At 64.4% G+C, this 24,438-nt stretch carries 20 protein-coding genes; 9 read left to right on the top strand and 11 right to left on the bottom strand.

The window, feature by feature from the left end:
- Positions 1-48: 48 nt before the first annotated feature.
- The 4 genes from EXV95_RS03230 to argA all read left to right on the top strand — a co-directional run bounded on the left by EXV95_RS03230 (position 49) and on the right by argA (position 6,238).
- On the top strand, positions 49-1,911 hold the full coding sequence (locus EXV95_RS03230) for a serine hydrolase (protein WP_176885788.1): 1,863 nt from the start codon (positions 49-51) through the stop codon (positions 1,909-1,911).
- 655 nt (positions 1,912-2,566) lie between these two features.
- A complete protein-coding gene (locus EXV95_RS03225) occupies positions 2,567-2,758 on the top strand; it encodes a hypothetical protein (protein ID WP_176888934.1) in 192 nt (63 codons plus the stop codon).
- A 19-nt stretch (positions 2,759-2,777) separates the two neighbouring features.
- Positions 2,778-4,808 carry an AAA family ATPase gene (locus EXV95_RS03220; protein WP_255484904.1) on the top strand — a complete coding sequence of 677 codons (2,031 nt, stop codon included), beginning with the start codon at positions 2,778-2,780 and terminating at the stop codon, positions 4,806-4,808.
- Between the two features lie 83 nt (positions 4,809-4,891).
- Positions 4,892-6,238 carry an amino-acid N-acetyltransferase gene (gene argA / locus EXV95_RS03215; protein ID WP_055397476.1) on the top strand — a complete coding sequence of 449 codons (1,347 nt, stop codon included), beginning with the start codon at positions 4,892-4,894 and terminating at the stop codon, positions 6,236-6,238.
- Between the two features lie 27 nt (positions 6,239-6,265).
- Here the strand turns inward: argA and EXV95_RS03210 are convergent, their stop codons facing one another.
- Positions 6,266-6,508 (bottom strand): hypothetical protein, encoded by a 243-nt coding sequence (locus EXV95_RS03210; RefSeq protein ID WP_176885787.1) that lies wholly within the window; start codon positions 6,506-6,508, stop codon positions 6,266-6,268.
- Between the two features lie 47 nt (positions 6,509-6,555).
- On the bottom strand, positions 6,556-7,416 hold the full coding sequence (gene bla, locus EXV95_RS03205; RefSeq protein WP_255484903.1) for a class A beta-lactamase: 861 nt from the start codon (positions 7,414-7,416) through the stop codon (positions 6,556-6,558).
- Positions 7,417-7,557: 141 nt separating this feature from the next.
- Here bla and EXV95_RS03200 point away from each other — a divergent pair, with 141 nt between their 5' ends.
- Complete coding sequence (locus tag EXV95_RS03200; protein ID WP_255484902.1) at positions 7,558-8,487, top strand: LysR family transcriptional regulator; 930 nt, start codon at positions 7,558-7,560, stop codon at positions 8,485-8,487.
- A gap of 72 nt (positions 8,488-8,559) precedes the next feature.
- On the opposite strand, the gene EXV95_RS03195 is transcribed toward EXV95_RS03200, so the two are convergent.
- Genes EXV95_RS03195 through EXV95_RS03180 form a run of 4 tightly spaced genes read right to left on the bottom strand, consistent with a single transcriptional unit; the run spans position 8,560 to position 15,041 of the window.
- Positions 8,560-9,189: a TetR family transcriptional regulator gene (locus EXV95_RS03195; RefSeq protein ID WP_176885785.1), complete on the bottom strand. Its 630-nt coding sequence runs from the start codon at positions 9,187-9,189 to the stop codon at positions 8,560-8,562.
- An 11-nt stretch (positions 9,190-9,200) separates the two neighbouring features.
- The gene (gene adeC, locus EXV95_RS03190) at positions 9,201-10,613 is read right to left on the bottom strand and encodes an AdeC/AdeK/OprM family multidrug efflux complex outer membrane factor (RefSeq protein WP_176885784.1); all 1,413 of its coding nucleotides are present in this window, start codon (positions 10,611-10,613) and stop codon (positions 9,201-9,203) included.
- A 1-nt stretch (position 10,614) separates the two neighbouring features.
- Positions 10,615-13,776, bottom strand: a complete 3,162-nt coding sequence (locus tag EXV95_RS03185) for an efflux RND transporter permease subunit (RefSeq protein ID WP_176885783.1) — start codon at positions 13,774-13,776, stop codon at positions 10,615-10,617.
- Between the two features lie 20 nt (positions 13,777-13,796).
- Positions 13,797-15,041, bottom strand: a complete 1,245-nt coding sequence (locus EXV95_RS03180) for an efflux RND transporter periplasmic adaptor subunit (RefSeq protein ID WP_176885782.1) — start codon at positions 15,039-15,041, stop codon at positions 13,797-13,799.
- Positions 15,042-15,207: 166 nt separating this feature from the next.
- On the opposite strand from EXV95_RS03180, the gene EXV95_RS03175 reads away from it, so the two are divergent.
- Positions 15,208-15,840 carry a TetR/AcrR family transcriptional regulator gene (locus EXV95_RS03175; RefSeq protein WP_176885781.1) on the top strand — a complete coding sequence of 211 codons (633 nt, stop codon included), beginning with the start codon at positions 15,208-15,210 and terminating at the stop codon, positions 15,838-15,840.
- A gap of 144 nt (positions 15,841-15,984) precedes the next feature.
- On the opposite strand, the gene EXV95_RS03170 is transcribed toward EXV95_RS03175, so the two are convergent.
- On the bottom strand, positions 15,985-17,631 hold the full coding sequence (locus EXV95_RS03170) for an HD family phosphohydrolase (protein ID WP_176885780.1): 1,647 nt from the start codon (positions 17,629-17,631) through the stop codon (positions 15,985-15,987).
- A 92-nt stretch (positions 17,632-17,723) separates the two neighbouring features.
- Between EXV95_RS03170 and EXV95_RS03165 the strand changes: the two genes are divergently transcribed.
- The 3 genes from EXV95_RS03165 to EXV95_RS03155 are packed head-to-tail and all read left to right on the top strand — an operon-like array spanning position 17,724 to position 20,645.
- Complete coding sequence (locus EXV95_RS03165; protein ID WP_176885779.1) at positions 17,724-18,725, top strand: rhodanese-related sulfurtransferase; 1,002 nt, start codon at positions 17,724-17,726, stop codon at positions 18,723-18,725.
- Positions 18,726-18,772: 47 nt separating this feature from the next.
- Positions 18,773-19,435, top strand: coding sequence for a glutathione S-transferase (locus EXV95_RS03160; protein WP_255484994.1), 663 nt, complete (start codon positions 18,773-18,775; stop codon positions 19,433-19,435).
- Between the two features lies 1 nt (position 19,436).
- Positions 19,437-20,645: a GGDEF domain-containing protein gene (locus EXV95_RS03155; RefSeq protein ID WP_176885777.1), complete on the top strand. Its 1,209-nt coding sequence runs from the start codon at positions 19,437-19,439 to the stop codon at positions 20,643-20,645.
- A gap of 129 nt (positions 20,646-20,774) precedes the next feature.
- Here the strand turns inward: EXV95_RS03155 and EXV95_RS03150 are convergent, their stop codons facing one another.
- From EXV95_RS03150 to cysT, 4 genes are all read right to left on the bottom strand, one after another.
- Entirely contained in the window at positions 20,775-21,311 is a 537-nt protein-coding gene (locus EXV95_RS03150) for a disulfide bond formation protein B (RefSeq protein WP_176888933.1), read from the bottom strand.
- 148 nt (positions 21,312-21,459) lie between these two features.
- A complete protein-coding gene (locus EXV95_RS03145; protein ID WP_176885776.1) occupies positions 21,460-22,584 on the bottom strand; it encodes a sulfate/molybdate ABC transporter ATP-binding protein in 1,125 nt (374 codons plus the stop codon).
- 12 nt (positions 22,585-22,596) lie between these two features.
- On the bottom strand, positions 22,597-23,505 hold the full coding sequence (gene cysW / locus EXV95_RS03140; protein ID WP_176885775.1) for a sulfate ABC transporter permease subunit CysW: 909 nt from the start codon (positions 23,503-23,505) through the stop codon (positions 22,597-22,599).
- On the bottom strand, positions 23,502-24,341 hold the full coding sequence (cysT, locus tag EXV95_RS03135) for a sulfate ABC transporter permease subunit CysT (RefSeq protein ID WP_121419908.1): 840 nt from the start codon (positions 24,339-24,341) through the stop codon (positions 23,502-23,504). The genes cysW and cysT overlap by 4 nt, the downstream gene beginning before the upstream one ends.
- Positions 24,342-24,438: the final 97 nt, after the last annotated feature.

Here is a 24,438-nt window from a genome sequence, read left to right as displayed (position 1 = left end):
CGCCTCGACTGGCGATGCCTCCGTGGCCAATGCCCCCAGGAATACCGAATGCCCCGACAGCCATCCGCCCAGAACCTTGTTGATCAGCCCCGCCTTTTTCCTGCATCGCGCCGTGGTTGGCTGACCTGGGCGGGCGCCAGCGCGATGGCTTCGCTACTGCCCGGTTGTGGTGGCAGCAGCACTGCATCCCCCACCCTCACAACGACCATTGCCTGGGGTCGCAAGGAAATTCGCGAAGCCATGCAAAGCAGCAAGATGCGGGCGGCCTCCGTGGCACTGCTGCACAACGACCACATCGTCTGGCAAGAGGCCTTCGGGGCGCTGGATGCAAACGCCACCACGCCCGCAACGCCCGACACACGCTTTAACGTCGGCTCCGTCAGCAAGGTGCTCGCGGCGCTGGCCATCATGGTGCTGGTAGACCGCAGGCTCGTGCAGTTGGATGCTCCGGTGGTGGCCTACCTGCCGCAGTTCGCGATGCTGTCGCCGGGCTACCGCGACATCACCGTCCGGCACCTGCTGAGCCATGCCTCGGGGTTGCCCGGCACCTACCTGCACAACATGTTTGCCTTTGCGCCGCTGCCGGGCTATGCCGCCGAGGTGGAGGCAGCCATGGCCAATGTGCACCTCAAGCACGCCCCCGGCGCCATGGCGGTGTACTGCAATGACGGTTTCACGCTGATCGAGCGCATCGTGCTGGCCGTTAGCGGGCAAACCTACCCGGCGTTTGTGCAGTCCGCCCTTCTCAACCCGCTGGGCATGGCCCGATCAGGCTATACGCTGCAGCCGTTGCCACCGGGCAGCTTTGCCCCCGGCAGCATCAACGACACGCCGCAGGGCCAGGAATTCGTGATGGGCTACGCCACGGGCGGGCTGTGCACCACACCCGGCGACATGATGAAGCTGGCCGCCATGCTCATCCAGGGCGGCGAGCACGATGGCCAGCGCATCGTGTCGAAAACCAGCGTGGCCGAGATGGGCAGGATTCAGAACCAGGGCATGCACCCCAGCCTCACCCCCGACTGGCAGTCGGGCTTGGGCTGGGACAGTGCGCGGCACCCGGGCTTGAATGCTGCGGGCGTGCTCGCGTGGCAAAAGAGCGGCGGCACCATGTTTTATTCCAGCGACTTCTGCGTGCTGCCCCAGGCGGGCATGGCGGTCATGATCACCGGCAACGCCGCCAGCTTCAAGCCGGGCCCGATTGCCGAGGGCATTGCACTGCGCGCCTTGCAGGAGACAGGGCAATTGCGTGTGCTGCCGCCCCGGGTCTCGACCGCCCCCCCCGCCATGGCCACCGCATCTTCCAGCGCGGTGGATGCCCTGCTCGGCATCTATGGCAACTACTCCGCGCCCATCAAAGCCGTCTCGCCCGACCGCCAACAGGTTGACCTGTGGTCGTGGAACCCAAAACTGCAGGACTGGAAAAACCTGAGCACCGGGCTTCGCCTGCGCAGCGATGGCTGGTGGTGGTCAGACGCCCAGCCTGGCACCCACTACCGCTGGGAGCAGTCCGAAGGCCGCCGCTACCTCCTTGCGCGCGAGGCCGCCACGGCGGGGCACTACTGGATCACAGTGCCCATCGGCCAACAAATGCCGCCCGCACCCGGCCCCCTTGCCGCCCCCTGGACTGCGCGGCTCGACAGCACCTGGCTGCTGACCAACGAAGCGCCCACATCCATTCCGCTGGCCATTGGTGTGGGGGCCTCCAGACTTCGGGAGCTGCCCGAACTGCCCGGCTACCTGTTCTGGGACGAGAGCCAGTTCCTGCTGCCCTTGTCGGCGGACCGGGCCGGCATGACCGTGCAGGTGCCGCTCAACGCCGGCCGTGATCTGGTGGAACTGGTGGTGCAGACGCGTGACAAGGAAGAATGGATGCACGCGGCTGGTTGGATCTACCGGCGCCAAGCCTGAGAACTGTGCTGTTCAACCGCATTGTTCTTTTCGCGCGACAGATACAGGCTTTTGCCACCTTTCTGGCTTGCCAAGCTTGGAGGGCCTCGCCACAATTCGCGCTTCTTTCAGGCACGCGCCTGCCGCCACGGCAGCCCCTGAAAACACTGGAGGTCACCACCATGTTTGTTCCCTTGTTCGCTCCCGCCTGACCACAGTCCACCGCCCCGGCTCGACTGTGCATTCACAGCAAGTCCAGCCACGGCAAGCGCGCTCCTGCATCCATTCATTGCAGCGCACCACAAGCCCTGGCTCCATTGCCGGGGTTTTTTGTTTGTGGAGTGCACATGAGTGCCAAAAAACTGTCTCGGGCTGAGAGCCTGTTCCAAGTCTTTTTGGAGATCGCATTGGAGTGCAATCGGGAGGAGTGGATGCCTTGGATGCGCCGCATGGGCTCATGCCCATGCAAGCAGCCGGGGCGTCCAATTGCCCGATTTCACTCCAACCCTTCGGGCAAGTGCCTTGCCGGGCGGTCTGCGGCGTTGCGGCGCTTGTGGATAGCCGGGCTATCCACTGCGCACCGCGCCTTGCATCCCATCCCGGCAAGGTACTTGTGCGACTCCAAAAAGACTTGGAGCAGGCTCTTACCCAGGGCGAGCTTAAAAAGCTGCGCCGCATGAAGGCGCCCCTGGTGTTGAAGCTCGAAGCCTCGGGACCGCCCCGAAACCCTGTGGCCGCAGCGCTGGCCCAACGCAGCCTGTCCAGTGTGGCAGGCAAGCACATACGAACCCGTGGGGCCCAGCGCCGTGCGGACAACGTCGCCCTGCGCAAGGCGATCCAGACATCCCGCTTCACCGAAAGCGACTGATACAAAACAATTGAAAACCATGGACCTTTCTACCCTTCAAGAAACCACGCCGCGCGAGCGGCACACACCGGGCACCGCCCACCGGGAGCTGCTGGCCCAGCGCCAGCAGGCGCTGGCACAGGCCGCAGCACAGCTCAAGGCCGAGCTGTTTGGCATCGACGACGTGATCGACCGCGTGATCGACGCCATCCGCGCCTGGTACGTATTGCCCCAGCTCATCACCCGCCCCGTCATCGTCTGCCTGTGGGGCCTGACGGGCACGGGCAAGACCCAGCTCACGCGGCGCCTGGCGCAGCTGCTGGGCTTTTACGACCGTTTTGTCGAAGTGCAGATGGACGGCTTCAGCCACGGCGCGAGCTACGGCAGCTCGTCCATCTCGGGCATGCTGGGCGACTCCGGCATCCACGAGGGCGCACCGGGCATGCTGGTGCTGGACGAGTTCCAGCGCTTTCGCACAGTGAGCGCCAATGGCGAGGAGGTCAAGGTAGAGCGCTACCAGGATGTGTGGACGCTGCTGTCCGACGGGCGCCTGCCGCCCGCTTTGAGTGCACTGACCAACATCGAGCGCAAGCTGGCCGACGCGCACTACGAGGCCGAGCGCGCCGACGACAACGAGGAGGAGCGCGCCGGCAAGAAGCCCTACCGCTTTCAGCTCGACGCCTGGGACGCGCAGGAACTCAAGCGCATGCTCAAGCTGCAAGAGCCACTTGCCGAGATCATGCAGTGGCCTCCCGCACAGGTGCAGGCCCTGTTCACACGGTTCCAGCAGTCGCTTTCTTCCTGGGAGACCGACTACAGCAAGCTGCTGGTGTTCGTCTGCGGCAACCTCGACGAGATGTACCACGAGACCGCGCAGCGCGTGGAAGACTGCGACACCGATGCCGACATCTTCCACCGCCTCACGCGCAAGCTCTCTCTCATCGATGTGAAGAAGGCGCTCAGCGAACGCTTCAAGCCTGAGCAGATCGCGCGGCTGGGCAACGAGCATGTGATCTACCCATCGTTCAACAAGGCCACCTACGAGCAGCTCATCCGCAACCTGTGTGCGCGGTATTGCGACGACATTGCCGCCCAGTGCGGCGTGCGCTTTGCCATCGGGCAGGACGTGCACGATGAGCTGTACGCCAACGCGGTGTTTCCGGCCCAGGGCACGCGGCCACTGTTCTCGTCGGTGCACGCGATCCTGAGTGCCAACCTGGTCAACGCCGCGCTGTGGGTGCTGAAGCAGCAGTTGCCCCTGGCGCAGGACTTTGGCATCACGCTGGCGGCCGACAAACGCCATCTGGTGGTTCAGGGCGCCGGCGCTAGCGGAGCCGTGCAGCAAGCGCAGTTCGCGGTGACGTTGGAGCTCAACCGCCTCAAGCAGCGCGCCAATGCCGACTTCCGCGCCCTGCTAGCCGTGCACGAAGCAGGCCACGGGCTGGTCTACTGCCTGCTGTTCGGCCAGGCCCCGCAGGAGGTGAAGATCAACATCGCCTCGTTCGAGGGCGGCTACAACAGCTTTGCGGGCCTGAAGGTCACCACGCGCCAGAACGCGCTCGACATGATGTGCGTGGGCCTGGCGGGCCGCGTGGCCGAGGAGCTGGTGTTTGGTGAAATGGCCTGCACGACCGGCGCGGAGCAGGACTACAAGCAGGTCACGGCCGAGGCTGCGCGGTTCATTCGCCACCATGGGTTTGGCACGCGGCTGTCCCGCACGGACGTCACTGTAGAGCTGGACAACCACCTCAACACCGACGTGGAACCCAGCAACGCCGCCATCGAGGAACTGCTGCAGTCCCAATACCAGCGCGCCAGCGACCTGCTGGGCCAGTACCGGGGTGCCCTCACCCGCCTGGTAGAGGCCCTGCTGGACCACGGAATGATCGCCCAGCCCGAGATGCAGGCGCTGATGGCTCGAAGTGGCGTGGCCATTGCGGTGGCAGCCCACACGGGGCCTGACGAAGCTCTGATCCTGGAGCCCTTTGCGGCCCGGCTGGCGGCGTTTCGGCAACAAACCGGGGGCCAGGCTGCAACTGCCCCAGACAGCGAAAGCCCTGCATGCTTATGATGCGCGACTTGGCGGCCCTCCTCAGCTGCCTTTCATTGCCAGTTTTTCCGTAGCTCCAAGGCCACCCACCGCTCTCCACTGCCATGTCCGCCGTTTTCAACTTCACCTTCGTCCCCTGGTTCCGCTCGGTGGCGCCTTACATCCACAAGTTCCGCAACCAGACGTTTGTGATCGGGCTCACGGGTGAGGCGATTGCGGCCGGCAAGCTGCACAGCATTGCGCAAGACCTGGCACTGATCCAGGCCATGGGCGTAAAGATTGTTCTGGTACACGGTTTTCGCCCACAGGTGAACGAACAGCTGGCCGCCAAGGGCCATGCAGCCAAGTATTCGCACGGCATCCGCATCACCGACTCGGTGGCGCTCGATTGCGCGCAGGAGGCTGCGGGCCAGTTGCGTTATGAAATCGAGGCCGCCTTCAGCCAGGGGCTGCCCAACACGCCCATGGCGGGTGCCACCGTGCGGGTGATCTCGGGCAACTTCCTGACCGCGCGGCCCGTGGGGATCGTGGATGGGGTGGATTTTCAGCACTCGGGCCTGGTGCGCAAGGTGGACGTGGCGGGCATCCAGCGCACGCTGGACATGGGTGCGCTGGTGCTGCTGTCGCCGTTTGGCTTCTCGCCCACGGGCGAGGCTTTCAACCTGAGCATGGAAGAAGTGGCCACCAGCGTGGCCATCGAGCTGCGGGCCGACAAGCTGATCTTCTTGACCGAGGTGCAGGGCATCCGCATGTCGCCCACCGAGCCCGAGAGCGACGACAACCCCATCGACACCGAGCTGCCGCTGGCCGCCGCGCAAGCCTTGCTGGCGCAGCTACCGCCCGCGCAGCAGCCTACCGACACCGGCTTTTACCTGCAGCACTGCGTGAAGGCCTGCAAGGCCGGCGTGGAGCGCAGCCACATCCTGCCGTTTGCGGTGGACGGATCGCTGTTGCTGGAGGTGTATGTGCACGATGGCATCGGCACCATGGTCATTGACGAAAAGCTGGAAGAGCTGCGCGAGGCCACGATTGACGACGTGGGCGGCATCCTTCAGCTCATCGAGCCGTTTGAGAAAGACGGCACGCTGGTCAAGCGCGACCGCACCGAGATCGAACGCGACATTGCCACCTACACCATCATCGAACACGACGGCGTGATCTTTGGCTGCGCGGCACTCTACCCCTACCCCGAGGCCAAGACGGCCGAGATGGCTGCCGTGACGGTGTCACCGCAAAGCCAGGGCACGGGCGATGGCGAAAAGCTGCTCAAGCGCATCGAGCAACGCGCGCGGCTGCAAGGGCTGGACAGCATCTTTGTGCTCACCACCCGCACCATGCACTGGTTCATCAAGCGTGGATTCCAGCCCGTGGACCCAGACTGGCTGCCTGATGCGCGCAAGCGCAAGTACAACTGGGACCGGCGCAGCCAGGTGCTGGTCAAGAAGTTGTAGTCACTCTGGATAGAGGGGCCGCGCAAATCAGCTGCGGAGTTGCTTGAGCCCCCAAAAAAGCACAAACAGGCCAAGCAGTGCAAAAACCATCGCGGGTCCGTACTGCCCGACCGCGAAGTAGGCCAAGTGAAACACGAAGCCAGCCTTTCCACCGTACGGTGGTGCCCAAGGAGCAATCACCAGCCACATACCCGTAGCAACAAACACTACGCCAATGGCTGTGATGAGTACCCACGCAGATTTGCCAGGTACTTTTGTTGCGTGCGTCATGGTGTTCTCGCCCCTATCTGAGTGCGACGATGTTACTGTGCGCTCTGCTACCCATTCTGGATCGCGGTGGCCACGGCCCGCGCCACCTGGGCGATCGCCGCATCGCGCTGCTCCGGCTTGACGGTAGACCGCGTGAGATAACACGTCACCAGCACCGGGGCGCCTCCAGCCGGAGGCCACATCACCGCCACATCATTGGCCGTGCCGCTGTCACTGGCAGTGCCCGTCTTGTCCCCCACCTTCCAGCCCGGCACACCCGCGCGCAGGCGCTTGTCGCCCGTGCTCGTCTCCATCAGCCAGCGCTGCAGCCAGGCGCGTGACGGGGGCGTGAGCACATCACCCAGCGTCAGCTTTCGCAAGGTCTGCAGCATCGCCAGCGGCGTGGTCGTGTCGCGCGGGTCGCCCACCTTGGCTTCGTTCAATGTGGGCTCGGTGCGGTCCAGCCGCGTGATGCTGTCGCCCAGTGATCGCACAAAGGCCGTGAACCCCGCCGGGCCGCCGTGGCGCGCCAACAGCAGGTTGGCGGCGGTGTTGTCGCTCAGGCTCACGGTGGCAGAACACAGCTCGCCGACCGTCAGACCACCCCCATCACCCGCACGGGGGCCGCTGACAGGTGAATACGCCACCACGTCAGCCTTCGCGAAATGCACCCGGGCATCCAACCGCTCCTTGCCCTGGTCCACTAGCGCCAGCATCCAGCCCGCCAGCACCGCCTTGAAGGTGCTGGCCATGGCAAAGCGCTCGTCCTGCCGCCAGCCCAGTGCCAGGCCCGAGCCGGTGTCCAGCATGGCCACGCCCAGGCGGCCCTGGGCAGTGCGCTCGATGTGGGCGAGGGTCTCATTCCATTCGCGGGTGGTCTTGTCGCGGTTCGCTGCGTTGCTGGCGGCCGCGCAACCCCAAAAAGACATGGTGGTAGCGGCCATCAAACCCAAGGAAAACTGTCGTCTTTGCATGAAAATTGGAGGTGAGTGAAGACAAGGCCTGAACGATAAAGAGCTTGAGCCCAAAGCACCATCGACAATAATTGCCGCCAGCCCCTAGAAAAACTTATGCATCTCCCGCTCAATGCCCTGCGCGCGTTCGAAGCCTCGGCGCGCCACCTCAACCTGACGCGGGCGGCCCAGGAGTTGCACGTCACGCAAACAGCGGTCAGCCAGCACATCCGCAAGCTCGAAGACCGCCTGGGCAAGCCACTGTTTCGCCGCCTGCCGCGTGGCCTGGCGTTGACGGACGAAGGCCAGGCGCTGCTGCCGGTGGTGACGGAATCGTTCTCCAACCTGGCGCGTGCCCTGGAAAAACTGGGCGACACCCGCCCGCGCGAGGTACTGACCGTGGGCGCCGTGGGCACCTTTGCCGTGGGCTGGCTGCTGCCCCGGCTGCGCGACTTTCAGCAGGCCTGCCCGTTTGTGGATCTGCGTCTGCTCACGCACAACAACCGGGTGGACATGGCGGGCGAAGGGCTGGACTATGCGATCCGCTTTGGTGACGGCGCCTGGCACGGCACACATGCCGAACGCATCATGGACGCGCCAATGTCAGTGATGTGCACCCCGGCCCTGGCCCACGGCCTGCGCTCCGCCGCCGACCTGGCACGGCAACCGCTGCTGCGCAGCTACCGCACCGACGAATGGGCCGCCTGGTTCGAGGCCGCAGGCACGCCCAGCCCCATCGTACGCGGCGCGGTGTTCGACTCCTCCCTCACGCTGGCCGAAGCAGCGGCGCAGGGCGCGGGCATGGCGCTGCTGCCGGTGAAGATGTTCACGCGCGAACTCCAGCAAGGGCGCTTGGTGCAACCCTTTGCGCTGGAACTCGATCGCGGCGCCTACTGGCTCACGCACCTGCAGTCACGCAGCCCGTCAGCCGCCATGCAGGCCTTCGGGCAGTGGCTGCTGGCACAGGCACAAGCGCAGGCCACCCCGCTCCCACCTGCCCCGGCCACCATGCCGATGCCTGTGCATTTCAAGAGGGATGAATATTGAACAAAATAGCCCCTAGCGCTTGATAGACAAGCGCCAATAGCTCCTATTTTAATAGCAATCAGACTGCAGCGGTCAAAGCTCTAGCAGCCCGTCAAGCAGCGACTGCACTGCCAGCGTGCCCACTGCCGTCAGCCCGAATGCGGAGGGCTGCTTCAACCACTGGTGCATGAGCCCGTCCACCACGGCGAAAACCCCCAATGCGGCCCCCGGAACATCTGCAGCACGGGGGCCCGGTGGGTGGCTGGCGGCCGCTTGCCGCAGCGCGATCTGCAGGCGCTGCAGCGCTGCATGCCGAATGCCTGCCAGCCGAACGCCCAGCCGCGTGGAACTGCCCAATGCGTCCAACTGCGCAACTATGCGCAGCACACGCTGCGCGGGTTCTGAGCCCTCCAGCCAATGCAGCGGCACCACCGCCATTTGGGTCAGGGCATCACGCCTCCAAGCTGCCGGTGCATCGTCAGCCAAAGGTTCGGGCAATGGCGTGAGTACCTGCCAGGGCAGCGGGGTCTGGTCCAGCAAGGCCTCCAGCAAATCCGCCTGGTCCCGAAAGTGCCAGTAGACAGCGCCGCGCGTCACACCTGCGCGGTCGGCCACATGCTGCATGGAGCTGCGTTGAAAACCGCGATCCAGAAACACCTGGACCGCAGCGTCCAAAATGCACTGGCGGGTGGCCTGCGCCTGTTCCTGCGTTCTGCGGGCCATGGGTCGGTGCGCTACAGGTTAGACGCACTGCCCGACCAACCGCCCCCCAGCGCCTTGTACAGCGTCACGCCATTGGTCAACTGGGCCAGGCGGGTGCCGATGAGGGTCTGTCGTGCGCCGTACCACGAGCGCTGGGCGTCCAGCACATCGAGGTAGCTGTCCACGCCCCGGTCAAAACGGGCCTGCGACATCTGCAGCACCTCGCCGCTGGCCTGCACCAGCGCGTTTTGCGCCTGCAACTGGTCGCCCACGGCGCTGCGCTGGGCCAGCGCGTCGGCCACTTCGCGGAAGGCGGTCTGGATGGATTTTTCATACTGCGCCACCGCAATGCCCTGCGCGGCCTTGGCGCTGTCCAGGTTGGCCTGGTTGGCGCCGCCGTCAAAGATCGGCAGGCTGATTTGCGGCATAAAGCTCCAGCTGCCCGAGCCGGCCTTGAACAGGCTGGACAAGTCGGCGCTGCTGCTGCCCGCTGCGGCCGTGAGGCTGATGCGCGGGTAAAACGCCGCGCGCGCCACGCCGATGTTGGCCGTGGCGGCCTTGAGCTGGTGTTCGGACTGCAGCAGATCGGGCCTGCGCAGCAGCAGGTCGGATGGCACACCGGCAGGCAGATCGGGCAAAGCGTTCAACGTATCGCCCAACGCATCGGGCGCCAGTGCCTCGGGCACCGGCGTGCCCAGCAACAGGGCCAGGGCGTTGCGGTCTTGCGCCACCTGGCCGGTGTAGCGGGCGACATCCACACGCGCGCTTTCCACGCTGGTTTGCAGCTGGCGCAGCGTGAGGGCCGAAGCGACGCCCAACGCATACCGTGTCTGGGTGAGCCGGTACGACTCGCTCTGGCTGCGCAGGGTTTCTTGTGCCAACGCCAGCCGTTCCAGGTCGGCAGCCCAGCTCAGATAGGCCGTGGTCACCTCGGCGACCAGGCTGATGTGCGTGGCGCGGCGGGCCTGCTCGGTGGCCAGAAACTGCTCCAGCGCCTGGTTGCTGAGGTTGCGCACGCGGCCAAACAAGTCCAGCTCATAGGCACTCACGCCCAGGTTGGCGCTGTACTGGTGGCTGATGACGGCTGCGCCCGTGCCCGACACGCTGGCTGGCGTGCGCGCTGCCGTGCCGCTGCCCGTGGCGTTCACAGTGGGCAGGGTTTGCGCGTCTTGCACGCGGTATTGCGCGCGGGCCTGCTCGATGTTGAGCACGGCCACGCGCAGGTCGCGGTTGTTGGCCAGGGCCAGCTCGATCAGGCTGCGCAGCTTGGCGTCGGCAAAAAACGTGCGCCAGTCGATGTCGGCAGCAGAGCTGCTTTCAGGCGCCACATCAGGATATGCCGCAGGTACGGGGGCGGCAGGCCGCTCGTAGGTGGGCGCCAGGTTGGCACAGCCCGCCAGCACCAATGCAGCGGCCACCAAGGACAAAGTCAGGGAATGAGGCATCTCAATGGCCCTCCAGCAAAACAGGGGAAGTCATGGGCGCGGCACTGTCCGTGGCTTGCTTTTGGCGCCCGAACAGCTTTTGCACCACCACAAAAAACAGCGGCACGAAGAAGATGGCCAGCACCGTGCCGGACACCATGCCGCCCACCACGGCGGTGCCCAGCGCGTTTTGTGCGCCAGCGCCCGCACCCTTGCTCAGCATCAGGGGCAACACGCCCAGGATGAACGCGAGCGAGGTCATCAAGATAGGCCGCAGTCGCATGCGGGCCGCGGTGATGGCAGCCTCGACCAGCGGCATGCCTTTGGCGTAGAGGTCCTTCGCAAACTCGACGATCAGGATGGCGTTCTTGGACGCCAGCCCCACCGTGGTGAGCAGCCCCACCTGGAAGTACACGTCGTTCATCTTCCAGGTCAGCGCGGCTGCGGCCAGCGTGCCCAGCACACCCAGCGGCACCACCAGCAGCACCGAGAACGGAATCGACCAGCTTTCATACAGCGCAGCCAGGCACAAGAACACCACCAGGATCGACACGGCATACAGCAGCATGGCCTGGCCGCCCGCCTCGCGCTCCTGGCGCGAGACCCCCGTCCACTCAAAGCCAATGCCTGCAGGCAACTTGGCCGCATGGCGCTCGATCAGGTCCAGCGCTTGGCCGCTGGACAAGGCGCCCGGCAAGGCCATGCCCAGGATTTCGACCGACGGCACGCCGTTGTAGCGCTCCAGCCGGGGCGAGCCAGTGGTCCAGCGCGAGGTAGAGAACGCGCTGAACGGAACCATGGTGCCGCTGCTGTTGCGCACAAACCATTTGTTGATGTCTTCGGGCACCATGCGGTGTGGCGCATCGGCCTGCAAGAACACCTTCTTCACCCGGCCCTTGTCCAGAAAGTCGTTGACGTAGCTGCTGCCCCAGGCCACCGAGAACGTGTTGTTGATGTCCGCCATCGACAGGCCCAGCGAGCCCGCCTTGTGCTCGTCAATCTCCATGCGGAACTCGGGCGCGTCTTCCATGCCATTGGGGCGCACAGCCACCAGGCCCTTCTCTAGCATCAGCGCGCCCAGCAACTGGTTGCGCGCGGCCATGAGGGCGTCGTGGCCCAGGTTGGCGCGGTCTTGCAGCATCAAATCAAAACCACTGGCATTGCCCAGCTCAGACACTGCAGGCGGCGCAAACGCAAACACCGAGGCATTGCGGATTTGCGACAGCGCGCCCATCGCCTTGTTGGCCACGGCCTGGGCCTTGAGACCCGGGGCCGTGCGATCCCCCCAGGGCTTGAGCTTGATGAACGCAAAACCCGTGTTCTGCCCACTGCCCGCAAAGCTGAAGCCCGCCACGGTGAAGATGGCGTCCACCGCGTCTTTTTGCTCTTCCAGAAAGTGGTGCTGCACCTGGTCCAGCACCTTGACGGTGTTGCTCTGCGTGGCGCCGGGCGGCAACTGCACGATGGCAAACAGCGTGCCCTGGTCTTCATCCGGCAAGAAGCCCGCAGGGATCTTGGTGAACACAAAGCCCACAGCCACCACCACGATGGCGTAGCCCACCATCCAGCGCCCGCTGCGCTTCAGCATGCGCTGCACCACGCTCTGGTAGCCCCGGTTGCTGCGGTCAAACGCGCGGTTGAAGGCGCCAAAGAAGCCCTTGGTCGCCAGGCCGTGGCCCTTGGGCACGGGCTTGAGCAGCGTGGCGCACAGCGCGGGCGTGAGGACCATGGCCACCAGCACCGACAGCGTCATGGCCGACACGATGGTGACGGTGAACTGGCGGTAGATGACGCCGGTGGAGCCCCCAAAGAACGCCATGGGAACAAACACCGCCGCCAGCACCAGGGCCACGCCCACCAGCGCGCCGGTGATCTGGCCCATGGATTTGCGCGTGGCATCCAGGGGCGACAAGCCCTCCTCGCTCATCACCCGCTCCACGTTTTCGACCACCACAATGGCGTCGTCCACCAGCAGGCCAATGGCCAGCACCATGGCCAGCATGGTCAGCGTGTTGAGCGAATACCCAAACGCTGCCAGCACACCAAACGTGCCCAGCAGCACCACCGGCACCGCAATGGTGGGGATGAGCGTGGCGCGGAAGTTCTGCAAGAACAGGTACATCACAACAAACACCAGCGCCACCGCCTCGATGAGCGTCTTGACCACTTCCTCAATGGAGATGCGCACGAACGGCGTGGTGTCGTAGGGCTTGATGACCTTCATGCCCTGCGGGAAGAACTTGCTCAGCTCCGCCAGCTTGGCGTCCACCGCTTTGACGGTGTTGAGCGCATTGGCGCCCGTGGCCAGCTTGATGGCCAGACCCGCCGCGGGTTTGCCATTGAAGCGCGCCACGGTGTCATAACTCTCACCACCCAGCTCGATGCGCGCCACATCGCTCAGGCGCACTGCGGCGCCGCTGGCCTGGGTACGCAGCAAGATGCCCGCAAACTCGTCGGCCGTCTTCATGCGCGTTTGCGCGGTGATGGTGGCGTTGAGCTGCTGGCTGGCGGTGGACGGCAGCCCGCCCAGTTGCCCGGCGGAGACCTGTGCGTTTTGCGCCTGGATGGCGTTTTTCACATCCAGCGGAGTGAGGTTGAAGCTATTGAGCTTGCTGGGGTCGAGCCAGATGCGCATGGCGTATTGCGAGCCAAACAGCATGGTGTCGCCCACGCCCTCCACGCGGCTGATAGGGTCTTGCACGTTGGCCGCCACGTAGTCAGACAGGTCAGAGCCGTTGAGCTTGCCGTCTTCCGACACAAAGGCCAGCACGTTCAGGAAGTTGTTGGCCGACTTGGTCACGCGCACACCCTGCTGCTGCACCTCTTGCGGCAGCAGCGGCGTGGCCAGTGCCAGCTTGTTTTGCACCTGCACCTGGGCGGTGTCGGGGTCGGTGCCGTTCTCAAAGGTCAGCGTGATGGTCACGCTGCCCGAGGATTCGCTGGTGGAGGCAATGTAGGACAGCTTGTCCAGCCCCTTCATCTTCTGCTCGATGATCTGGGTGACAGAGTCTTCCAGCGTTTTGGAAGATGCCCCCGGATAGGTGGCTGAGATAGCGATGGCGGGGGGAGCAATGGTGGGGTATTGAGCGATGGGCAGCGTCAGCACTGCCATCACGCCAGCCAGCATCGTGATGATGGCAAGCACCCACGCGAAGATGGGGCGGTCGATGAAAAAACGGGCCATGGGAATGTCTCGCTGGGTGCTCAGTGGGAAGATTTGGCGACGGCGATGGCTGGGCCCGAGGGCTTGGCCTCACTCGCGGCTGCTGTCTTGCGCACGTCAGGTGACTTGGATGCATCGGCTGCGACAGGAGCAAAGGGCTGTGCCTGCACGGGCTGGCCGGGGCGCGCCTTCTGTTGGCCTTCCACCACCACGACGTCACCGGCTTTCAGGCCATCGCTCACAAGCCATTGGTCGCCCACGGCGCGGTCGGTGGTCAGGCTGCGCTGCTGCAGCTTGCCGTCGGCGTCCACCACAAAGGCGTAGGGCTTGCCGGTGGTGTCGCGGGCCACGGCGGGCTGGGGCACCAGCAGGGCCTGCTCCAGCACGCCCTCCTCCAGCACCGCGCGGGCATACATGCCGGGCAGCAGATCGGCGCGGGGGTTAGGGAACTCGGCACGCAGGGTGACGGCCCCGGTGCTCTGGTCCACGGTCACATCAGAAAACTGCAGCTTGCCGGGCTGCGCGTACACGCTGCCGTCCTCCAGCACCAGCCGCACCTGCGCCGCGCCGCCCTTGACGGTGCCCGCGCTGACGGCCCGCTTGAGCGCCAGAAGCGTACTGGTGGACTGCGTCACGTCCACATAGATCGGATCGAGCTGCTGCACCGTAGCCAAGGCGTTGGCCTGGTTGGCGATGACCAGCGCACCCGGCGTGACGCTGGAGCGGCCAATGCGGCCCGCGATGGGCGAGGTGATGCGGGTGTAGTCCAGGTTGATGCGCTGGGTCTGCAGCGCGGCCTTGGCGGAGCTGACCTCGGCCTCGGCCTGCTGCAGCGCCGCGGCAGCGTCGTCCGCGTCCTGCTGGCTCACGGCCTTGATGGCGGCCAGTTCCTTGAACCGCCCGGCCTTGAGCCGCACGGTGACCAGGTTGGCCTCGGCCTTGGCCAGCGTGGCCTGGGCGCTGTCCACGCTGGCGCGGTAGATGGCGGGGTCGATCTGGTACAGCAAATCACCCGCCTTCACGTCACTGCCCTCTTTGAAGCGGCGCTGCAGCACCAGCCCGGTGATCTGCGGGCGCACCTCGGCAATCAGTGCGGGGGCAACCCGGCCGGGCAGCTCGGTGGTCAATGCCAGCCGCTGGGGCTGCACGGTGACCACGCTGACCTGGGGAGTGCCCTGTGCGCCGGTGACCGGAGGCTGGGGCGCCTCGCCGCAGGCGGCCAGAGCGAGGGCTGAAACGGTGGCAAGAACCGCCACAGGTCGATGGAAAGGGGTATGCAGGCGCATGGAAAAAGCTCCTCAACCAGGGCATCCCGCAAGATGCCAGGCCGACAAGAAGTAGATAAAAAGACCATTTAACTGTACCGAACGGTACGGTATTGGCAATTATCAAATTGACACACGCCGCCTGTCAAGCAAAAATGTACTCATCAGTACACTTAAAGGAGACACGATGAAAGTCCGGACCGAGGCACGGCGAGAGGCGATTCTTGAAATTGCGTCGCAGGTATTTCTGGAATATGGCTTCGAGCGCGCATCCATGGCTGAGATCGTTCGGCGCATCGGTGGCTCCAAATCCACCATCTACGGCTACTTCCCTTCCAAAGAGGCGCTGTTTCAGGCCGTCACGCTGGCGGCCGGTGAAAGACACATCCAGGCGGCTTTCGATGAGTTGGCCACCCACGACATGCGCAGTGGCATCCGCGCAGTGCTGGGCAAGTTCGCGGAAAGGCTGGCCCGCTTCATGTCCAGCCCGGATCTGGTCGCCACCCAACGCATGGTGCTGGCTGAGGCGGGGCACTCCGACATGGGCCAGCTGTTCTATGAAGCAGGACCCCAACGCGGCATTCGCGACATTGCCGGGTTCCTGCAGCGTGCGATGGACCACGGCCACATGCGCAAGGACGACCCGGTGCTGGCGACGGTACAGTTTTTCGCCCTGGTGCAGGCAGAAATTTTGATGCGCTGGTATTACAAGGAGCTGCCCCCCCTGACCCCAAAGCAGATCAAGACGCTTGCCGACCGCGCGGTGGAGACATTTGCCAGGGCGTACGAGGTGGATGCTATCGGCGCTGCCCGCAAGTGAGCCCCCCCCGGGGCAGCACGGTTTCGCCAGTAGAAATATTTACTAAAAACGGCCTCTAGCGCTTATCCCACAAGTGCTTGCAGCTATTTTTTTAGTAGCAATCGCCCGCATTCAGACTGCAAGCCACCGTAAAAAACAACGGCCTCAGCCCCAACCCCGCACCGCCAGCGCCACTATGTCGGCGGGCACCTCATCCACCTGGGCGGGCTCCAGAAACTCCAGCCCATAGCGCAAATGGACGCCTTCGCGCACAAACACCTCGAACAGGTCCGGGTCGATGTGCCCGTTGTCGCGCATCCTGCACATGATGGCAATCGCCTCTGACAAGGTCATACCGCTCTTGTAGGGCCGATCAGCCGCTGTCAGCGCCTCGAAGATGTCGGCAATGCCCATCATGCGGGCCTGCAGCGACATCTGGTCACGCGTAAGGCCGCGCGGGTAGCCCTTGCCGTCCATGCGTTCGTGGTGGCCGCCCGCATACTCCGGCACGTTCTTGAGGTGCCGTGGCCAGGGCAGCGTCTCCAGCATCTTGATGGTGGCAACGATGTGGTAATTGATGGTGTCGCGCTCGGCCTGGTTCAGGGTGCCAGATCGGATGGTGAGGTTCTCCACCTCCTCGGCCGTAAGGAAGCTTGTCTGCACCCCCTGCGGGTTGCGCCAGTGCCGCATGGCGGCGATGTCGCGCACGCGCTGCTGGTCCTCGGGGCGCATGGCCTCGGTGCCGGTATTGCAGCGGCGCAGAAACTCGCGGTCTTCTTCCAGTGTGTGGATTTCGTGCTGCAGGGCTTGCAGCTCCAGCCCCTCGGCACGCGCATCCACCACCGGGCGCAGCGCCAGTTGGCGGCGCAGTGCGGCCAGCTCGGCATCGCGCTTCAAGACTTCAAACCGTGTGTCCACCAGCCCAATGCGGTCGTACAGGGTCTGCAGCTTGGTGGCCTTGTCCACCACGTGCACGGGCGTGGTGATCTTGCCGCAGTCGTGCAGCAGGCCGGCCATCTTGAGCTCGTAGCGGTCCCGGTCACTCATGCGAAAGCCCGCCAGCGGCCCCTGGGTGGTGGCATTCACCGCCTCGGCCAGCATCATGGTGAGGGCGGGCACACGCTGGCAATGGCCACCGGTGTAGGGCGACTTTTCGTCAATGGCCAGGTTGATCAGGTTCACGAACGACTCGAACAGGCGCTCCAGCTGCGTGATGAGCAAGCGGTTGGTGAGCGCAATCGCGGCCTGCGAGGCCAGCGACTCGGCCAGGCCCTGGTCGGCCTCGGAGAACGTGGTGACCTCGCCAGTCTCCCAGTGCCGCGCGTTGATGAGCTGCAGCACGCCAATCAGTTCATGGTCGTGGTTCTTCATCGGCACGGTCAGAAACGACTGTGAGCGGTACCCCGTGCGCGCATCGAAACTGCGGGTGCCTGAAAAATCAAAGCCCTCGGCGCTGTACGCGTCGGCAATGTTCACCGTGCGGTCGTGGATGGCGGCATACGCGGCCACCAGCGAATCGTTGGGGCTGCCATCTGCGTTGCGCAACGGCAGGTGCGGAAAATCAATGGGTTTGCCCGTGGTGCCACCGAGGCGAATGTCCAGCGAGTCGGTGCGCAGTATCTCGAACTTGAGCGACAGCCCGTCCTCAGTCACGCTGTAGAGCGTTCCGCCGTCCGCGCCCGTGATGGCCTTGGCAGCCTCCAGAATGTTCTCCAGCAGGCGATCGATGTTGCGCTCGCGCGAGAGCGCAGCCCCAATACCGTTGAGCTGCTCCAGGCGGCGAAACAGGTTGAGGGAGGGTTCCTGGGCCATAAAACACCTTGGGCGCATGTTGGAGACGCCTGCATCGTAACGAAAAGTGACCGCTATCATCACCCCTTCTTTTCCGCACTCTCCCTCATTTCGTGGACTCGGTCACACCCCGCTTTCTCACTGTTGCGCTTTACCAGTTTGTCGATCTGCCCGACTGCGCCACGCTGCGCGCGCCCCTGCAGAGTCTGTGCGACGAGCGCGGCGTGCGCGGCATGCTGCTGCTGGCGCCCGAGGGCATCAACGGCACCATTGCGGGCGCACCCGCCGATGTGCTGGCGGTGCTCACCTGGCTGCGCAGCGATGCCCGCTTTGCGAACCTGCAGCACAAAGAGGCGCCCACCGACCGCCAACCGTTCTACCGCATGCGCGTGCGCCTCAAGCGCGAGATCGTGACACTGGGCGTGCCCGGCCTCAACCCGGCGCGCAACGCGGGCACCTATGTGAAGCCCGAGAACTGGAACGCACTCATCGACGACCCCAGCGTGGTGGTGGTGGACACGCGCAACGACTACGAAGTGGGTATCGGCACGTTTGAACGCGCCATCAACCCCCACACCAAGAGCTTTGCCGAGTTCCCAGCCTGGGTGGCGCAGCAGTCGCAGCCCGGCGGCGTGCTGGCGGGTAACCCGCGCGTGGCCATGTTCTGCACGGGCGGCATACGGTGCGAGAAATCCACCGCGTATCTCAAATCGCAGGGCTTTGACGAGGTGTACCACCTGGAAGGCGGCATCCTCAAATACCTGGAAACCGTGCCCGAAGAAGACAGCCTGTGGCATGGCGACTGCTTCGTGTTTGACGAACGTGTGTCGGTGGGCCACGGCCTGGCTCCGGGGCACCACCAACTGTGCCGCTCTTGCCGCATGCCACTGGGCGAGGCCGAACTGCAGTCGCCGCATTACGTGCGCGGCGTGAGCTGCCCGTATTGCCACGGCACGCGCACACCCGAGCAGGAACGCGCACTGGCCGAACGGCAACGCCAGATGGACCTGGCGGAGCAACGCGGGCAAGCGCATATCGGCGCGCGTCAACCGGGCAACCCAGCGCGATTCAGCTCCAGCAACGACAAAAATGATCGCGAGGACGACTCCGCGTGAGCGCTGCCCTGCCCGTCCTCTATTCCTTTCGCCGCTGCCCCTACGCCATGCGCGCCCGGCTGGCGCTGGCTGTCAGTGGCCAGGCCTGCGAACTGCGCGAGGTGGTGTTGCGCAATAAGCCGCAGGGCCTGCTGCACGCCTCCCCCAAGGCCACTGTGCCCGTGCTGGTGCTGCCGAGCGGCCAGGTGCTGGAGCAGAGCCTGGAGATCATGGTGTGGGCGCTGGCGCAGCACGACCCCGAGGGCTGGCTCACCCCCAGCCACGGCAATCTGCAGGACATGCTGGCGCTGATTGCCGAATGCGATGGCCCGTTCAAGCAGGCGCTGGACCGGTGCAAATATCCCAGCCGCTACCCCGATGCCGACATCGGCGCAGAACGCGCCCGCGCCGTGGCCTGGCTGGGGGGGCTGGAGGCGCGTCTCTGGCCGGACCAGCCCTATCTGTTCGGCACCCATGCGGCCCTGGCCGATATGGCGATTGCGCCTTTTGTACGGCAGTTTGCAGGCATTGATGCCGATTGGTGGGCGGCACAGCCCTGGCCCCGCCTGCAAGCCTGGCTGGCGCAGTGGCAGGCCAGCGATCTTTTGGCCAGCGTGATGCACAAGCTACCCGCATGGGTGGATGGGACAAAGGGTGTGCTGTTTGCGCGTCCGGCAAAGAGGCTCGCGCCTGGGGCCGCCACCGCACGGCCAGACTCCGAAGGACGCTGACATGGTGGGGTCTGTTCTCGTCGGCATGCTGTGTGCTCACCTGCTGTGCTTCGCGGTGATGTTTTTGCTCATCAGCAAGCGCTTGCAGGGCAAGAAGATGGGCATGGATTTTTTTGCCATGGGCAACTTGCTGCTGGGGCTTGCCTATGTGCTGCAGTTGGTGGAAGGCGGCCCGGCCTGGAGCATGATGAGCGTGGTCAACCACACCCTCACCCTGGCGGCCCCGATCACCTATGGCCTCGGGGTCATGCGGTTCTTTGGATTTCCCGCGCCGCTGTGGCGGCCGCTGGTGGCATTTGCGCTCGCCTACTCCGCCGCACAGGCGCTGATCCAATGGAGCTTGGGGCCGGTCGCCCGCTACGCCATGCTGTCCGGGATGTCTGCGCTGCTATTCCTGGTCATGACGCTCACGGCACTCTATGGTGTTCGCACATTTGCCACGCACCTGTACCGCGAAATGGCGTTTTTCGCGCTCCTGATCAGTGGCATCTGCATTCTGAACGCGATCAAGTTCATAAGGCTACTCCAGGGCGGACTGGAAGTGCTGCACATGGACAGCAGCTTTCAGATGGTGTTCTACATCTATATGTCGTCCCTGGCGACGGTGGTACCACCCTTCATGATTTGGCTGGTGTTCCGGCGCCTGACCGATGATCTGAGCCAGATGGCGGCGCGCGATCCCATGACGCAACTGCTCAATCGCCGGGGGCTTTCAGAAGCGCTGGAGCAACACTTCAACCTCCACAACGCCGCGCCGGCTTACTTGCTGCTGCTGGACGTGGACCACTTCAAACGCATCAACGACACCTATGGACACCAGGCTGGCGACACCGTGCTGCGCCATGTTGCAGATGTGCTGCGCACCACCGTACGCCGAGGCGACCTGACGGGCCGCATAGGAGGAGAAGAGTTTGTGGCTGTCTGCCTCGACAGTGATGATGTCGGCGCCGTGCAGTTGGCAGAACGACTGCGTGTAGCGGTCGAAGATCAGGCCATTCACGTGAGCGGCCATGACAAACCGCTGCACTGCACCGTCACCATTGGTGTGTCACCCCGGTTCGCCAGCGGCCACGCACTGGAGAAAGCCATGCGGGCTGCCGATGCCGCGCTTTACCAGGGCAAGGCAGCCGGGCGCAACCGGATCGAAAAGGCCCATGCATTCGCTGATATCGCACCATTGCCAGGCGCTGGCGCCTCTGCGACCACCTGATCGAATGCTCCCGAAACCTGGATTCTCAGCGTGAAGACCTGCCATGCCAACGCAAAAAAGGCGCTCACAAGGAGCGCCTTTTTTGTGATGCAAGCTAGGGGCTACTACCTGCGAGCCGACCCCGGCGCATCAAGCCATCGAATAACCGGAACCCCCACGATTGCCGCTGGTGAACCCGCGCACCAACAGCGCCAGCAGCACCACCGCAAACCCCACAAAACACACAAACGACCAGTTGGCAATCGAGCCGCCCAGGAACGTCCAGTCAATCGCAGCGCAGTCACCGGAGCCCCGGAAGATCATTGGGATGGCGCGGCTGATGGGATAGTTTTCGATCATGCCGTAGAAGTCACGGCCGCAGGTGGCGACATCGGGCGGGTACCACTGCAGCCAGCTCTGACGGGCGGCCACGAAGGCGCCGAAGCCGGAGGCGATCAGGGCCAGCGCGCCCCAGCCCATCCACCAGCCTTTTGAGCCCCTAGCGCTTGCCAGACCTGTGAAGATTGCTACACCAATGAGAGCATAGCGCTGCACGATGCACATGGGGCATGGCTCCAGGCCCACCACATGCTGCAGGTACATGCCAAACGCCAGCATGGCCACGCAGGCCACGCTGATCAGCGCCAGCACGCGGCGCGGGGCCTGATCGATCCAGTTCAACACCATCATTCTTATCCCTCATCCAACAGTAACCGCCCAGGTCATTGCCTCTGAAACCGTCAAAGCCCAAACGCGCGAACGGCCAGCAAGGGCCGTCCCGCAGCAAAGGCCGTCGTCTCCCTCAGGGGGAAGACGCGAAGCGGCTCAGGGGGAGTCAAATCCCAGCAGCGTGATCCAAGAACACTCGGGCGCGGCGTGGTGTGACCACCAGCGTTTCGCCCTCTTTGAAACCCATTTCCTTGAACTGCTGCGCAGGGATCTGCGCTTCGATCAGGGACTCTGGGGACGCATTGTCCGCTGGTTTGTGGTCGTCGGTCGGAATAAGTTCCAGGCGGGCGATGGGGCCCACTACGATAGCGCGGCTGAGCTGGGCCACGATGCCACGGGGGCGGCCTTCGGCGTCCAGGCCCGCGCCGGGGGAGTAGCGCTCCACGTCTAGGTCGTGCGGGCGCACGTAGGCAAAGGCCTTCGCGTTTTGTGCCTGGCTGTGCTCGGGCGAGTCGATCTGCATGCCGTCCAGGTGCACCAGGCCTTCGTGCGCGCGGCCGTGGAACAGGTTCACGTCGCCCAAAAAGCCATACACAAACGGGCTGGCGGGCTGGTCCCATACCTGCTGGGGCGAGCCGCTTTGCTCAATGCGGCCCTGGTTGATCACCACCACGCGGTCGGCCACCTCCAGCGCTTCTTCCTGGTCGTGGGTCACGAAAATCGAGGTGACATGCAACTCGTCGTGCAGGCGGCGCAGCCAGCGGCGCAGTTCCTTGCGCACCTTGGCGTCCAGCGCGCCGAAGGGCTCATCCAGCAGCAGCACCTTGGGCTCCACCGCCAGGGCACGGGCCAGCGCAATGCGCTGGCGCTGGCCGCCGGACAGCTGCGAGGGATAGCGCTCGGCCAGCCAGTCGAGCTGCACCAGTTTCAGCAGGTCTGTCACCTTTTGCTTGATCTGCGCCTCGCTCGGTCGCTCTTTGCGGGGCTTCACGCGCAGGCCAAAGGCCACGTTCTCGAACACCGTCATGTGACGAAACAGCGCGTAGTGCTGGAACACAAAGCCCACGTTGCGCTCGCGCACGTGCACATCGGTGGTGTCTTCGCCGCTGAAATGGATGGTGCCCACATCGGCCGTCTCCAGGCCCGCGATGATGCGCAGCAGCGTGGTCTTGCCGCAGCCCGAGGGGCCCAGCAGCGCGATGAGTTCGCCCGACGCGATATCGAGGCTCACATCGCGCAGCGCCTGGAAGTCGCCGAATTGCTTGCTGACGTTACGGATTTCAATGCTCATGGTCTTCTTCATTCAGCGGGCGGTTGGCAAAGGCGCGGGCCGCTCGGGGGGCAATTCGGCAGCCGCCTTCAGCGCCTGCTCGTTGCGGTGCTCTGCAATGGTCTTGATCACCAGGGTGACGAGCGCCAGCAGCGCCAGCAGCGAGGCCGCCGCAAACGCAGCCACCGACTGGTATTCGTTGTAGAGAATCTCGACGTGCAGCGGGATGGTGTTAGTCTGCCCACGGATGTGGCCCGACACCACGGATACCGCGCCAAACTCGCCCATGGCCCGCGCATTGCATAGGATCACGCCGTACAGCAGGCCCCACTTGATGTTGGGCAGGGTCACGTACCAGAAGGTCTGCCAGCCGGTGGCGCCCAGCACGATGGCTGCCTGCTCCTCATCGTTGCCCTGCGCCTGCATCAGCGGGATCAGCTCACGCGCGATGAACGGGAAGGTCACAAAGACCGTGGCCAGCACGATGCCCGGCACGGCAAAGATGATCTTGATGTCGTGCGCCTGCAGCCAGGGGCCAAACCAGCCCTGTGCGCCGAACATCAGCACATAGATCAGGCCCGCCACCACGGGCGACACCGAGAACGGCAGGTCCACCAACGTGGTCAAGAACGCCTTGCCCTTGAACTCGTACTTGGCAATGCACCAGGCCGCTGCCACGCCAAACACCAGGTTCAGCGGCACCGCAATCAGCGCGGTGATGAGTGTGAGCTTGATGGCCGACCAGGCGTCGGGTTCACGCAGACCCTCCAGGTAAGCGCCAAAGCCTTTGCGCAGCGCCTCGGCGAACACGGCGGCCAGCGGCAGCACCAGGAACAGCAGCATGAAGGCGAGCGCGACAGCAATCAGGGTGTAGCGCACCCACGGTGATTCGGTCGTGCCCGCCTGGGCGCGGCGTATGGTTCGGGAGTTGTTGCCGCTCATGCTGGAGCCCCCGCATGGCGACGCTGCCATGCCTGTAGTGCGTTGATGACCAAGAGCAGGATGAACGAGATCACGAGCATCACCACGGCCACGGCCGTGGCGCCTGCGTAGTCGTACTGCTCCAGCTTGCCGATGATGATCAGCGGCGTGATCTCCGACACCATGGGCATGTTGCCCGCGATGAAGATGACCGAACCGTACTCCCCCACCGCCCGCGCAAATGCCATGGCAAAGCCGGTGAGCAGCGCGGGCGTGATGGAGGGCAGGATGACCTTGGTGAAGGTCTGCAGGCGCGTGGCACCCAGGCAGGTGGCGGCTTCTTCCAGCTCCTTCTCGGCATCTTCCAGCACGGGCTGCACGGTGCGCACCACAAACGGCAGCCCGATGAAGATCAGCGCAATCACGATGCCTGCGGGCTTGAACGCGAGCTGGATACCCATAGGCTCCAGAATGCTGCCCACCCAACCATTGCCTGCCAACAGTGCGGTCAGCGAGATGCCGGCCACAGCGGTGGGCAGCGCAAACGGGAGGTCCACCAGCGCGTCCACGATCTTCTTGCCCGGAAACTTGTAGCGCACCAGCACCCACGCGATCAGCAGGCCAAACACCAGGTTGACCAGCGCCGCGAGAAACGATGCGCCAAAGGTCAGCCGGTACGACGCCATCACGCGCGGTGCGCTGATGGCCGCCCAGAATTGCTCCCAGGTGAGCGTGAAGGTCTTGAAAATCAGTGCCGAAAGCGGGATCAGCACGATGATGCTCAGATAAAAGAGCGTGTAGCCCAGCGTCAGGCCGAAGCCCGGCAGCACCTTCTTGGCGCTCTTATTTCTAGTCATAGGAAGCTATTTGTTTACGCAGCGCTTAAAAACTGGCCTGACCTGAGCCAGCGGACGCCGCGCAAGGGCCGCCCCGCCGCGCTGGCGTCGTCCCCCC

This window comes from Acidovorax sp. JMULE5 (assembly GCF_013376875.1).
Classification (GTDB): domain Bacteria; phylum Pseudomonadota; class Gammaproteobacteria; order Burkholderiales; family Burkholderiaceae_C; genus Acidovorax; species Acidovorax facilis.
Note: the sequence above shows the minus strand (reverse complement) of the source record. Positions and strands in the feature narration are given on the sequence as shown.

What these genes read in the sequence shown, in the direction of transcription:
- EXV95_RS03230 (WP_176885788.1), top strand. Translation starts at nt 49, where the DNA reads ATGCCCCGACAGCCATCCGCCCAGAACCTTGTTGATCAGCCCCGCCTT.
- EXV95_RS03225 (WP_176888934.1), top strand. Translation starts at nt 2,567, where the DNA reads ATGAAGGCGCCCCTGGTGTTGAAGCTCGAAGCCTCGGGACCGCCCCGA.
- EXV95_RS03220 (WP_255484904.1), top strand. Translation starts at nt 2,778, where the DNA reads ATGGACCTTTCTACCCTTCAAGAAACCACGCCGCGCGAGCGGCACACA.
- argA (WP_055397476.1), top strand. Translation starts at nt 4,892, where the DNA reads ATGTCCGCCGTTTTCAACTTCACCTTCGTCCCCTGGTTCCGCTCGGTG.
- EXV95_RS03210 (WP_176885787.1), bottom strand. Translation starts at nt 6,508, where the DNA reads ATGACGCACGCAACAAAAGTACCTGGCAAATCTGCGTGGGTACTCATC.
- bla (WP_255484903.1), bottom strand. Translation starts at nt 7,416, where the DNA reads ATGTCTTTTTGGGGTTGCGCGGCCGCCAGCAACGCAGCGAACCGCGAC.
- EXV95_RS03200 (WP_255484902.1), top strand. Translation starts at nt 7,558, where the DNA reads ATGCATCTCCCGCTCAATGCCCTGCGCGCGTTCGAAGCCTCGGCGCGC.
- EXV95_RS03195 (WP_176885785.1), bottom strand. Translation starts at nt 9,189, where the DNA reads ATGGCCCGCAGAACGCAGGAACAGGCGCAGGCCACCCGCCAGTGCATT.
- adeC (WP_176885784.1), bottom strand. Translation starts at nt 10,613, where the DNA reads ATGCCTCATTCCCTGACTTTGTCCTTGGTGGCCGCTGCATTGGTGCTG.
- EXV95_RS03185 (WP_176885783.1), bottom strand. Translation starts at nt 13,776, where the DNA reads ATGGCCCGTTTTTTCATCGACCGCCCCATCTTCGCGTGGGTGCTTGCC.
- EXV95_RS03180 (WP_176885782.1), bottom strand. Translation starts at nt 15,041, where the DNA reads ATGCGCCTGCATACCCCTTTCCATCGACCTGTGGCGGTTCTTGCCACC.
- EXV95_RS03175 (WP_176885781.1), top strand. Translation starts at nt 15,208, where the DNA reads ATGAAAGTCCGGACCGAGGCACGGCGAGAGGCGATTCTTGAAATTGCG.
- EXV95_RS03170 (WP_176885780.1), bottom strand. Translation starts at nt 17,631, where the DNA reads ATGGCCCAGGAACCCTCCCTCAACCTGTTTCGCCGCCTGGAGCAGCTC.
- EXV95_RS03160 (WP_255484994.1), top strand. Translation starts at nt 18,773, where the DNA reads ATGCGCGCCCGGCTGGCGCTGGCTGTCAGTGGCCAGGCCTGCGAACTG.
- EXV95_RS03155 (WP_176885777.1), top strand. Translation starts at nt 19,437, where the DNA reads ATGGTGGGGTCTGTTCTCGTCGGCATGCTGTGTGCTCACCTGCTGTGC.
- EXV95_RS03150 (WP_176888933.1), bottom strand. Translation starts at nt 21,311, where the DNA reads ATGGTGTTGAACTGGATCGATCAGGCCCCGCGCCGCGTGCTGGCGCTG.
- EXV95_RS03145 (WP_176885776.1), bottom strand. Translation starts at nt 22,584, where the DNA reads ATGAGCATTGAAATCCGTAACGTCAGCAAGCAATTCGGCGACTTCCAG.
- cysW (WP_176885775.1), bottom strand. Translation starts at nt 23,505, where the DNA reads ATGAGCGGCAACAACTCCCGAACCATACGCCGCGCCCAGGCGGGCACG.
- cysT (WP_121419908.1), bottom strand. Translation starts at nt 24,341, where the DNA reads ATGACTAGAAATAAGAGCGCCAAGAAGGTGCTGCCGGGCTTCGGCCTG.